This is a genomic window from Gracilibacillus orientalis (genome assembly GCF_900114645.1).
GTDB classification, from domain to species: domain Bacteria; phylum Bacillota; class Bacilli; order Bacillales; family Amphibacillaceae; genus Gracilibacillus; species Gracilibacillus orientalis.
In genome coordinates this window covers 43,474-56,756 of the sequence record NZ_FOTR01000002.1, presented here as the reverse complement: position 1 = coordinate 56,756, position 13,283 = coordinate 43,474, and the positions used below count along the sequence as shown (strand labels likewise).

Annotated in this window: 9 protein-coding genes; all 9 read left to right on the top strand. The window is 35.6% G+C overall.

Going from position 1 to position 13,283, the window contains the following annotated elements; all coding sequences use genetic code 11:
- Nucleotides 1–192 precede the first annotated feature (192 nt).
- The 9 genes from BM121_RS03770 to BM121_RS03730 all read left to right on the top strand — a co-directional run bounded on the left by BM121_RS03770 (nt 193) and on the right by BM121_RS03730 (nt 13,278).
- Nucleotides 193–858: a YesL family protein gene (locus tag BM121_RS03770; RefSeq protein WP_091481378.1), complete on the top strand. Its 666-nt coding sequence runs from the start codon at nt 193–195 to the stop codon at nt 856–858.
- Nucleotides 851–2,389: a response regulator transcription factor gene (locus BM121_RS03765; protein WP_091481376.1), complete on the top strand. Its 1,539-nt coding sequence runs from the start codon at nt 851–853 to the stop codon at nt 2,387–2,389. The genes BM121_RS03770 and BM121_RS03765 overlap by 8 nt, the downstream gene beginning before the upstream one ends.
- 10 nt (nt 2,390–2,399) lie before the next feature.
- Nucleotides 2,400–4,160 carry a sensor histidine kinase gene (locus BM121_RS03760; RefSeq protein WP_091481373.1) on the top strand — a complete coding sequence of 587 codons (1,761 nt, stop codon included), beginning with the start codon at nt 2,400–2,402 and terminating at the stop codon, nt 4,158–4,160.
- A gap of 276 nt (nt 4,161–4,436) precedes the next feature.
- The gene (locus BM121_RS03755; protein WP_091481371.1) at nt 4,437–6,146 is read left to right on the top strand and encodes an extracellular solute-binding protein; all 1,710 of its coding nucleotides are present in this window, start codon (nt 4,437–4,439) and stop codon (nt 6,144–6,146) included.
- Between the two features lie 187 nt (nt 6,147–6,333).
- Entirely contained in the window at nt 6,334–7,311 is a 978-nt protein-coding gene (locus BM121_RS03750; RefSeq protein ID WP_245780727.1) for an ABC transporter permease, read from the top strand.
- A 12-nt stretch (nt 7,312–7,323) separates the two neighbouring features.
- A complete protein-coding gene (locus BM121_RS03745; protein WP_091481368.1) occupies nt 7,324–8,241 on the top strand; it encodes a carbohydrate ABC transporter permease in 918 nt (305 codons plus the stop codon).
- A gap of 20 nt (nt 8,242–8,261) precedes the next feature.
- Nucleotides 8,262–9,278 carry an endo-1,4-beta-xylanase gene (locus BM121_RS03740; protein WP_091481366.1) on the top strand — a complete coding sequence of 339 codons (1,017 nt, stop codon included), beginning with the start codon at nt 8,262–8,264 and terminating at the stop codon, nt 9,276–9,278.
- Nucleotides 9,279–9,475: 197 nt separating this feature from the next.
- Nucleotides 9,476–10,261, top strand: a complete 786-nt coding sequence (locus BM121_RS03735; RefSeq protein WP_245780726.1) for a Nif3-like dinuclear metal center hexameric protein — start codon at nt 9,476–9,478, stop codon at nt 10,259–10,261.
- Nucleotides 10,262–10,482: 221 nt separating this feature from the next.
- Nucleotides 10,483–13,278, top strand: a complete 2,796-nt coding sequence (locus BM121_RS03730; RefSeq protein WP_175495314.1) for a glycoside hydrolase family 3 protein — start codon at nt 10,483–10,485, stop codon at nt 13,276–13,278.
- Nucleotides 13,279–13,283: the final 5 nt, after the last annotated feature.

Here is a 13,283-nt window from a genome sequence, read left to right as displayed (position 1 = left end):
TCCTTCAGATGTTCTTAATTGATTATTTCGACCATAAAATGGAATAGTTTAGTGGGTAAAATAATCACCATAAATGGAAAACCCACTTTTCTTTTAAGATATATTGTACTATAATAAGTATGTCTATCGAATGAACAAAGTATATTTTTTTCTTTGTAAATTAAAGCGTTTTCAAGGTAGGGGGGTATTATTATGACAAAAACAGTGAATTCTAATGGTTTTTATCGTTTTTTGGAATGGCTCATGTGGATCATGTATTTAAATCTGTTGTGGGTAGTGATGTCATTGGCAGGAGTAGTTTTTCTCGGTTTATTTCCGGCAACAATGGCATTAGTAATTACAATAAGGGAGTGGTGTGTTCAAAAGAATGAAGTTGCTTTTAACAAAATATTTTTTAAAGCATATAAAAAAACTTTCATCAAATCAAACATGATTGGTTATCTGTTGACAATCGTTGGATATATCCTATTTGTAGATTTTCAGTGGGTCATGCAACATACAACAACCTTCCAATCATTATTTTTGGTCTTATTTATCGTCATGGGGATTATTTACACTATTGCAATATTATATATCTTTCCAACTTTTGCACATTTTGATTTATCGATACGACAAACATTGAAGCATGCGATTGTATTAGGATTATTCAGTCCACTCGTTACGATCGGAATGTTTGTTGCTTTGTTTTTACTGCAATATGTATGGAGGTTTATTCCAGGGCTACTCCCTGTTGTTGGTGTTAGCTTCACCTTTTATATTGTCACTCGGTTAGCGCTATTTTCCTTTGAAAGCTTTGAAAACAGGCAGCAAAGCTTATTAGAAAAAGATTATGTGAAAGGGGAGAAGAAGCATGCATAAAGTCTATTTGGTCGATGATGATATCTTTGTTCGTAAAGGAATTAAAACGTTGATAGATTGGGAGTCATACGGTTTTAAAGTCTGTGGTGAGGCTGGTAATGGAGAAGATGCATTGTCTGAGATTAAGGAACTACAGCCAGACCTTGTGCTTACCGATATACGAATGCCTGTATTAGATGGATTGGATTTAATAAAACATTCGAAGGAAACTTTATCCCGCTCTCCTTATTTTATTGTGATCAGTGGTTATAACGACTTTAAATATGCGCAGCGAGCACTTCGGTATGGAGTAAAGGATTTTATTCTGAAGCCTGTTGATCAAGAAGAAATCCATCAAACATTACGCAAAATATCTGGAGCGATTGAAGATGAATATGAAACAAAACAAATGAAAGATAAAATGGAAACGGTATCAGAAATAAAAAAACTTCTGCTATGTGACAAGGAATGTAACCTGTCAACTGAATGGGATCATCCGTTTTTGGATGGAAAGCATTATACATTTATAAAGATTGAGATAAACGGATTGAATATGGATTATCAACTAAACTTTGAAAAATTAGAAAACGCATTGTTGGAGATGGATGGACAAAATCATTTTATGTGTTTTGAAGACAACATCAATTGCTTTGGTTTAGTAATCAATGACAAATTTTTAACTGCAAACCATAAAACGATAGATCAATTTCTGGAAGAATGGTATCGACAAGCTGCTTTAGATATGCATGTTTACTGTGGTGAAACGGTTCATAAGATCAAGGAATTAACCACTTCTTATAAGACAGCAAAAAAATGTGTGCAATTTAAATATTTATTTGATGAGCCTATTATTACAGCTTCTCTGATAGACGAAAAAGATGTTTTTTTTATCGATCTGGATCAAAGCTATTATGACAAAATGATGGAATTTATTGAAGAGAATAATCATGAATACATCGAAAAACAATTAAATAATATGATACAGACATGTAAAGAAATGAATTTTGCTAAAGATGCCTTACGAACAATGGTAAATCGCCTCAATCATAAAATCTTAAAATCTATTAAAGAATCAGAAGGAAATGAACAGAAAATCACGAATTTAAAAGACATGTTAGAGTGGGATCAATATTCTTTAAGTCTCCGGCAGGTAGAAGAATTATGGGGAGGCTTTATGAAAGATGCAGCTAACATTCTGGCTAAATTAAATCAAAACAATGTGAAAGGTACGATTTATCAAATCAAGAAATATATCCACTCACATTATGATCAGTCGATAACACTTAAGTCTATTGCGAATAAGTTTTATATGAATCCAGTGTATATGGGACAATTATTTAAAAAAACATATGGTGTTTATTTTAAAGATTACATCTTAAAAGTAAGAATGGATGAAGCCAAGAAACTGCTTCGGACTACCGATTTAAAAGTGTATGAAGTGGCGGAAAATGTAGGATTTAATAATCCAGATTATTTTGTTACCCAATTTGAAAAGATTGTAAAAACCACTCCATCACAATATCGGAAAAAATTAATGAATCGAATCAGTTAGAAGGGTTTCCATGAAAAAAATTCACTTAAATGATATTCGCATTCGCAATAAATTATTATTAATCTATATGTTTTCGGTATTTTTACCAATAGTATTAACGAATGTGATTTTTTATAATGTAACATCGGAAAATGTCCGCACACAAAAAATTCATGATAATGAACTTGCGTTACGCCAAGTTGCAAATAGTTTTAAGCAAGGAGTTGAGGATGCTGTCGGGATAGCATCCGTTCTTTATTCTGATGCGTTTGTTTATCAGTTATTAGAAACTACTTATGAGTCACCCATCGATTTTATCTTAGCTTATAATAATAATTTTCGTGATATTAATAAGTATACGCCTGTCTATTCTTCGATTCGATCGATTTATCTATTTACTGACAACCCGACAGTCATTACGGCAGGTGGAATAGTTGCTATTGATGAAGAAGTGAAGGAATCACACTGGTATCAATCAACACTTGATAGACGAAAAAAGTATCCGGTTGTATCAAAAGTTGCGGCAGAAGATGGTAATCTAAGTCAATTTGTCGTGGTAAGAGCCTTGGATTCAAATGATAGTTCATCAAATGAAAAGGTTATCATGATTAATTTAAATGACCGTTTTATTCATCAATTGTTTGCTAATGAAACGTTTGAAGGAGATATCTATTTATTAAATGAGCAAAATAACATCGAGTATACCACGAATCAATATGTTCAATGGCAGTCCCAATATATTTCCTTTGAAACTATTCAAATTCCTAACAGCTCAACTGTATTAGAAGAATCCTATCCGGTGCAATATATGTCGGATTGGAAAGTTGTTGGTGTCATGTCGGAAGATCAATTGTTAGCAGAAGTAAGGAAATCGATTCCGTCTATCTTGTATTTAGCGTTATGGAATTTTGTGATCCCGACCTTATTTATTGTTTACATTGCTGGTAACATTCATTTTCGATTAAATACAATCGTGAAAAAAATGAGAAAAGTAAAAGATCAAAACTTCGAGCTCATACCAGGAAAACCTTATAAAGATGAGATAGGTGTATTAACAACCGAATTTAATAGAATGTCCAAGAAGATTAAGGACTTGATCAATGATGTCTACATTGCACGTATTCAAAAAAAAGATTTGCAAATACAAAACAAAGAAACGCAATTAAAAGCACTTCAAAGTCAAATTAATCCACACTTTTTATTTAACGTACTGGAAACCATTAGAATGAGAAGTTTATTGAAAAAAGAGGATGAAACGGCTGAAATAATTCGTAATATGGCACAGCTTTTAAGAAACTCAATTACATGGGATAAAGACTTTGTAACTGTGAAAGAAGAAGTCCGATTAATACAATCCTTTCTAGAGATACAACAATATCGCTTTGCTGACAAGATGCAATACAGTATTCATCTAGCGGAAGCTGCAGAACATATTCTAATACCCAATATGACGATGATACCTTTTGTCGAAAATGCCAGTATTCATGGGATTGAACCATTAAAAACAAACGGGAATATCAACGTGACAATAAAAATTGATACAAACCACCTCCATTGTAGAATAGAAGATAACGGGACTGGTATTGAAAAAGGTATATACAATGAGATGATTGATTCCTTTGAAGAAGATGAAATGGTAGGTGAGAGTATTGGTATCAGGAATGTGTATCAGCGGTTAAAAATGTATTATCATGATGATTTCGAGTTAAAGATTGAAACAGAACAAGGTCAGGGAACAACGGTTTATCTTAAAATACCTGTTAATGTACAAACTGTAAGGACTGTTCAATAAGGTTAGTTATAGGAATATGCGAGATATCAACTGACCTCACTAGCAAATAGGCTCAGTGTTGTCCGTTGAAAACAAGTATATTCTAAACGAGCTAACCTTGTGGATAGTCTTTTTCTGTTGCAAAAAGTTATCCAGAATGAATGATCTAAAGTTTATTTTTCAAAGTTTCAGCTAAACTTTGGTGGGTAACAATTGAAAATGTTACAAGTTACAATGAAAGTGCTTACAATTAATAGCAGCAAAAGAAAACTTTGAAAAAGAAAGGGGAATTAGTTTATGGGGTGGAAAAAAAATGCGTGGCTATTCTGTTTACTCGCTGCACTATTATTAGTATTAGCAGCTTGTAGCGACGATAGTGAAGAAACAGGCTCTACTGATAGTGGAGACGATAGCTCTGAAGAGTCCAGTAACGAAGAAAGTGATGGAGAGATTTACACTTATGATTTCTTTGATGCATCTGGTCCTGGAGAAGATATAAATACAGCAGAGACTAATCTAGGAAAGATGTTTGAAGAAGAAACAGGAGTTAATTTCGACATCGAACACATTGTTGGGGATGTAAACCAAAAGATTGGAACAATGATTGCTAGTGGTGAATATCCAACCTTATTAAATGCAGAACAATCAACAGATGCAGTTATTGATGCAGGTGGTTTTGTTGCATTGAATGATTTGATTAAAGAACATGCACCGAATTTATATAACATGTATGAGCCATATTGGGAATTAATGAAACGTGATGATGGGAATATATATGTTATTTCATCTGGTGCACCTCAAGGTTACCGAAAACCAGCAAACTTGAATCAAGGAGCATGGTGGATAAAACGTGATGTACTAAAAGAATTAGGATATCCAGAACCAAAAACACTAGATGATTATTTCAATATTATTGAAGAGTATACAGCTGCAAATCCGCAAATTGACGGTGCTGATACGACCGGGTTTACTGCACTTACACACGACTGGAGATTTTTCGCACTTTCCAACCAACCGATGCATTTAGCAGGCTATCCAAATGATGGTGGGTCTATTATCGATATGGAAACACGTGAAGCAGAAGTTTATGGCGACAAAGAAACTACGCAACGTTGGTTGAAAAAATTGAATGAAGTTAATGATAAAGGTTTATTTGACCAAGAGGCATTTACTCAAAATTACGATGAGTACTTGGCAAAAATTACTTCTGGAAGAGTGGTAGGGTTCTTTGACTATCGTTGGCAAGTGGGGCAAGCATTAAATACATTAGAAGAAGATGATGATCCGTATAACGATTATATGGGGTTCCCGATTGTATTTGATGAAGATACGAAAGATCAATATCTTGATCCAATAGGGTTTACTGCTTCACCTGGTATGGGTATTACAGCTGGCACGCCTGAAGAGGATCAAATACGTATTATAAAATACCTTGATCATATCGCTAAAGAAGAAACACAAAAATTAATTACATGGGGTATTGAAGGAGAAACTTATGAGGTCGACGATGATGGTCGTTATTATCGTACAGAAGAACAAATTGATGAGACATCTAAAACAGAATTCCGTGATCAATTTGGCTTCACATACTTCGAATGGGGCTGGCCACGTATGAATGGTGAATATGAAGACGGGAATGCAGTTGAACCTCCTAAACAAGAAGAAGTGGCTAGCTTAATGTATGATGATGGCGATAAAGAGTTCTTGGAATCTTACGGGATTGAAACTTTTACAGGATTATTCTCGGAACCTGATGCACGTCCTTGGTATCCTGCCTATGATGCACCTATTGAAACAGGATCTGAGGCTCAGTTGTATGAACAACAGTTAGATGACTTGATGAAACGTAAATTTCCTGAAATTATATTTGCTGACCCTAGTGAATTCAATTCTCAATGGGAAGCATATAAAGGTGAATTTTCAGATCTACCATCTGATGCGTATGAAAAAGTAATTACCGAATTCGTTCAAAATAAAGCTAAACTAGTAGAAGGCAGTGCAGAATAAAAAAGGGTTAGGAAGGCTGTAGCAGTTTCAGCCTTCCGCTTTTTAAAAAATGTCTTGTATTTTCGGACCATTCTTTTATAGAATGAATTAATTTGTAATAAAAGAATTGATCATTAGGCGAATCATACAGATTTGCCTAATGGTCCGAAAATTTAGAGAATTTACTACAAGTAAGGGGGGAACAACTATGCCAATTGAATCAAATACAATGGATAGAAATACCAATTCACTTCCAACTGAACAGAAAGAGAAAGGCATTAAAGCATTTATCAAAAAATGTAAAGACCAACAAGCTTTGTTATGGATGACAGTTCCATTTGTCATCTGGGTTTTTATTTTTAAATATTTGCCTGTATGGGGTTGGACAATGGCCTTTCAAAACTTTAAACCTGCACTGAATTTTTCTGAACAAGAATGGGTAGGTTTGAAACATTTCCTGTTTTTATTTACAGATGATCGCTTTTTGGGCGTTCTACGCAATACATTAGCACAGAGTCTTATCAACCTTGTATTAGGTTTTGTGACAGCTATTGCCTTAGCTGTTTTAATCAATGAATTAACCAACATAAAATTTAAACGAGTGGTGCAAACGATCAGTTATTTACCACATTTCTTATCATGGGTAGTAGCCGCAGCGTTGGTATCCTCTGTGTTATCGATTGATGGGATCATCAATGATATATTAATGGGATTAGGTTTCATTGATGATGAAATCCTTTGGTTGGGTGTCGGAGAATATTTCTGGGGGATCTTAGGTGCTGCGGAAACATGGAAAAATGTCGGGTGGAATGCGATTATCTATTTGGCTGCGATTTCCATGATTGATCAGGAACAATATGAAGCAGCGAAAATTGATGGTGCATCCCGAATTCAACGAATCTTGCATATCACCATTCCTGGTATGAAGTCTGTAATCATTGTCCTTTTAATTATGAATATTGGTTATATCTTAGAAGCTGGTTTTGAACCGCAATACTTACTAGGAAATGGTCAAAACGTTGAGTACTCAGAAAATATCGATGTGTTTGTTATTAAATATGGTATATCGATGTTTAACTTCTCATTAGCAACTGCAGCAGGAATGTTCAAAACAGTCATCAGCTTTATATTTTTAATTGCAGCCAATTCATTATCTAAGAAAATGGGTCAAGGTGGACTTTACTAGGAGGTATACAATATGTTCAGACGTAAAAAAGCGAGTTTTATACGAACAAGAGAAGACATTCTCTTTGATACAGGTAACATCATTTTTATGTTCATATTATGTATATTGATGTTATATCCATTTATAAATCAAATAGCGATTTCCTTAAACGATGCAGCAGATTCTGTCCGAGGCGGTATTTATTTATGGCCGAGAGAGTTTACGTGGCATAACTATGCACACGTATTTGAAAAGGCTGCTATCTATCAGGCTATCTTTATTTCGGTACTGAGAACGATTATTGGTGCGGGTGTCGGTCTATTTTGTACTGCAATGGTAGCTTACGCCATTGCCCAACCGCATTTTATCTTTAAAAAATCAATTACGATTATTTTTATCATGACGATGTATTTTAATGGTGGGTTAATCCCGACATTCCTATTAATGAGAGATTTACAATTAATCGGGTCTTTTTGGGTTTATATTTTACCAACATTAATTAGTGCATTTAATTTGATCATTATGCGTTCATTTATTGAAGGCTTGCCTAATAGTATCTTTGAATCAGCAAAAATAGATGGTGCAGGAGATTTTCGGATTTTCTTCCAAATTGTCTTACCGTTATCATTGCCGGTATTAGCAACTGTTGCACTATTCGTTGCTGTCTTTCAATGGAATCAGTGGTTTGATGTGTTCTTATATAATTCAAGTCAAGAACATCTCACTACCTTACAGTATGAGTTAATGAAAATCTTGCAAAATTCAAGTACAACCTCAAGTGGTGATATGGCATCTGCCTTTGCGAATTCAGCTGATGGTAATGCCAATATGGTGACACCGAAGTCGATTCAGGCTACGATGACAATTGTTGCAAGTTTACCTATCATTATGGTTTATCCATTCCTGCAACGATACTTTGTTAAAGGGATGACACTAGGAGCAGTAAAATAGAAGTAAAAGGAGTTTTTTAAATGACAGAACAAATACCAAGTTTTTATCAGCAATTTGAGAAAGATTTCAAAATTGGAGCAGCAATTAATCAACGGACCATGCGCTCATCAGAGCATGTGATAAAAAAACATTTTAATAGTTTAACAGCAGAAAATGAAATGAAGTTTGAAAGTCTTCACCCTAGTGAAAATGAATATAATTTTGAAATCAGCGACAAAATGGTAGCGTTTGCTGAAGAACATCAAAAAGCAATGAGAGGTCATACCTTAGTATGGCATAATCAAACGAGTGATTGGATTTTTGAACAGAATGGTGGACTTGTAGATGCGGATACCTTACTTAAGAGAATGAAGGAACATATTGATACGGTCGTTGGCAGATATAAAGGTAAGATTTACAGCTGGGATGTTGTGAATGAAGTAATTGCAGACGAAGAAGACAAATTCTATCGTGACTCCAAATGGTATCAAGTACTTGGCGCATCATTTATTGAAAAAGCATTTGAATATGCACATTTGAAAGATCCCGATGCAACGTTACTATACAATGATTACAATGAATCAAATCCGGCAAAACGCGATAAAATCTATCAATTAGTTAAACAGTTAAAGGAAAAAGATGTCCCAGTTCATGGAGTCGGCATGCAAGCTCATTGGAATATTTATGATCCATCCCTGGATAATATCCGTAAGGCAATAGAAAAATATGCATCTTTAGGTGTGGAAGTACAAATTACGGAGATGGATGTTTCGATGTTTGCATTTGATGACAAGCGGACAGATCTAACCGAACCAACAGATGAAATGAAAGCATTGCAAACCGAGCGCTATCTAAAATTCTTTGATGTCTTTAAAGAATATAAAGATCATATCGGTGCTATAACATTCTGGGGTGTGGCAGATGATTATACATGGTTACATGATTTCCCAGTGAAAGGGCGAAAAAATTGGCCATTCTTATTTGACAAAAACCAACAGCCAAAACAAGTGTTGCAAAAGATCCTGCAAAGTGACCGTTCTATATTTACTAATTATTGATAGTAACCATAGTCTAACAGGTATAAACTTGTTTCAATCATATTATCCGTATATTGTTTATTACCAGCGAAGTATTCTGCCGTAGCGGTTGCATAGTACTGGAAACAAGCAAATATACGTAAAGTTAGGACCTAATGGATATTTTCTAGTAGAGTTAGTAACTAAAAGTCCGTTATCAGAGAAAGGAGCAGAAGATGATGATTACTATCCAGGATGTTATGAATCAAATCGAAAAAGATATTACACTTGATTCTTCAACCGTTGACGGATTGAAATATGGAAACAGAGAAGATGAAGTAAAGGCTATAGCTGTTAGTTTTATGCCCAGTATAGCTGTTATTCAAAAAACTGCTGAGATCAAAGCCAATTTATTGATTACACATGAAGCCCTTTTTTATCAACATCATTCTAATCAAACGTTAGAAAAAAACACTAACTTAATAGAACAAAAGAAATCAATCATTGCACAAACCAATCTAGCTATCTATCGCAATCATGACGTAGTTCATCGTTACCAACCGGATGGCATTACGCAAGGCTTAATAGCAGAACTAAATTGGCAGCAATATGTAAACGAGCAACAACCAGCCTACAGTATACTTCATATACCAAATGCAACACTTGCGAAGATTGCCTCCCATTTAAAAGAGAAATTAGGCATTGAGTATCTGCGCTTTGTCGGTAACAAAGACATGAAGTGTGAAAAAATAGCTGTGCTCGTAGGTTACCGTGGGAACGGAGCGACAACTATCCCTTTGTTAGAAAAGGTTGATCTTGTCATCTATGGTGAAGGTCCGGAATGGGAAACACCTGAATTTGTCTGGGATGCAGTCCAGCAAGGTTCTTCCAAAGGGATAATTCAACTCGGTCATGCAGAAAGTGAAGACCCTGGGATGAAGTGGTTAGCCAATCAGTTACAACTTGGATTTCCAACTGTTCCAGTCACGTTTTTACCAACGACAAGTCGGTTTCAATTATTTTAAGGGGGCATGGAATGAATTTTGTTATTAAATAATCCACGTATTTGCTCATACCAAGCAACCCTTCATTACAAAATGGCATTCCAATTATGGAATGCCATTGCTTTTTTAATTTAATTTATTTATAATAAACATGATTCTAATATTAACACAACTTTATTAGGCGAGAAAGGAAACCGATTTCCTTTAAAGTCACGTCCAAATCTATGGAAAGGTGTGAGTTTTTGAGTATAGTAGAAAAGATTCAGTCACCATCTTTATCATTAGAAAATCGTTTATCGGTATTAATGGAAGCGCTAACGTTAAGTGAGAAAATATCGCTACTGAGTACACAGCAAAGTGCGATTCCGCGATTAGGGATCAATGCTTATGCAGTTGGAGGGGAAGCGGCTCATGGAGTAGTCGATCGTAATGGCGGTAAAGCGACAGTATTTCCACAGCCGATCGGACTTTCGAGTACATGGAATAAACCCTTAATGCATCAAGTAGGAAGTGTTATTGGTGATGAAGCAAGAGTTTTTTATCAGCTACAAAACGAAAAAACTGGCCTGACATTATGGGCACCAACGATTGATATGGAACGTGATCCTCGTTGGGGACGGACAGAAGAAGCATATGGAGAAGATCCGTATTTAACTGGTCAACTGTCCAAAGAATTGATTAAAGGGATGCAAGGTGATGATCCCTTTTATGTAAAACTTGTTGCCGCACCGAAGCATTTTTATGGTAATAATCATGAAAAAGGGCGCGAAGATACATCGAACAGTATGGATTTGCGTAATAGAAAAGAATATTATTTAAAAGCATTTGAACCAGCATTTAAAGAAGCAAATGCGCTATCGATGATGACTGCCTATAATGGAGTCAATGGCATCCCGTGCATGCAAATACATGAAATTGAAGAAATTGTCCGCAATGAATGGGAGATGGATGGTTTTATTGTAAGTGATGGCGGTGCATTGACGTTAAATGTGGAAGAGTATCAGTATTATGCTACATTCGAAGATGCACTGGCAGACGCTTTGAAAAAAGGAATTGATTGTTTCGTAGATCGTAAAGAAATTGTCGAAGAAGCAGCGAAGAACGCACTGGATAAACAATTAATCGAACCGCAAGATATGGACCGGGCTATCCGTCGGATGTTAAAAGTACGTTTTCGTTTAGGCCACTTTGATCAGGATCCTAGTCAAAATCCCTACCATAACTTACCTTTAGATGTAATGTGTAGTGAGGAGCATAGTAAGCTTGCTCGGAAAGCAACTGATGAATCAATCGTATTATTAAAAAATGACCAGGAGTTTTTACCTTTACGTAAAAATAAACTGGAAAAGCTTGCGGTTATTGGGCCAACAGCTAATGATGTTTTCCGTGATTGGTATACGGGGTACCCACCTTATAAGGTAACGCCATTAGCAGGTATCAAAGAATACCTTCCAGATGTAGATATTTCCTATCATGATGGGTTTGATCGCATTGTTTGGAAACCGAAGTTATCTTCCAATCATTTAGGAGTGAATGAAGAAAATCATTGGGTCGCTACGCAAGATGATGTAAGTCATGCTGCTTTAGTTGATGAAGACTGGGGAAATGGCTGGCATGTCTTTAAAAGTGTGAAGACGAATCATTATTTAACGCAAATGGAAAAAGCTCCAACCTTTTCAGCCACAAAAGAAGAAATTTTTGACTGGTTTAATCGTGAAAAAATAAGTGTTAGAGCTAATGATCAGGATTTATATACATTAAACAACTGGAACGGTTATCCATTAACAGTAGAACAAAATAAAGTGACGGTGAACGAAAAAGATGCTGCTCTTTTTGAGAAAAAGATTATTGAAAATGGCATACAAGAAGCTGTCGATCGTGCGAAAGAAAGTGATGTTGCCATTGTTTGCGTAGGAAATCACCCAATGATTAATGGGAAAGAAACAGAGGATCGACAAGATATTAAACTGGCAGACTATCAGCAACGCTTGGTTCAAGCAGTCTATCAAGCTAATCCGAATATGGTTTTAGTTGTGTTTGGAAGCTATCCTTTTGCAATAAACTGGGAACAAGATCATATTCCTGCGATAATATATAGTTCACATGGATCGCAAGAACTTGGTCATAGCCTGGCTGCGACGATATTTGGAGGCAATAATCCTTCTGGCAAATTGAGCATGACTTGGTATCGAGATGCCGATCTATTACCTGATATAACAGATTATGATATTCGTAAAGGAAAGCGTACCTATCAATATGCCGATGCTAATATTTTGTATCCATTTGGCCATGGTTTAAGTTACGGTACGGTTACTTATCAGGATGTACACATCAATAAAAATGTGATCTCGGAAAATGAAAAAATATCCATATCAGTCACTTTAAAAAATCAAAGCGATTTTAACAGATTGGAAGTTGTCCAGGTGTACGCAGATGTAACGGGAGGCTACTATCCGAGAGCAAATAAACAATTGGTCGCATTTGAAAAAGTCTTATTATTACCTGATCAGGAAAAACAGATAACATTATCGATGGACACGGATCAATTAAAAGTATTTGATGTGAGAACAAATCAGTTCGTACTGGAACAAGGAATGGTACATTTCCATATTGGCCAATCAAGTGAGCAATTTGTTTTCACTTCTGCTCCGGTAACGATTAAGGGGGAAGTGATCACTAGACGTTCCCTCGAGCAACTAACATCAGCAGAGAACTATGATGATTATGAGCATATTACGTTAACTAAAGGGGAAATGGAAAGACCTTGTGTGACAGCTGATCAACAAGGCTGGATTCTGTTTCGAAATGTACAATATCAGTCAAAAGCAAAATTGAAAGTAAGAGTAAAAGGTGAGAATGGTCAGTTAAGTGTTTATGCAAATGACCGTAAAAACTCACCGGTCACTACGCAAAAAATTGCTGCGAATCAATGGACAGATCAAATAATAGATTGGCATGTACAGAATAGTGAACCGAGCGATATCATTCTGGAAATCAAGCAGCTGTCTATTCAATCAATACAATTAATGGAAGGATGAGTCTT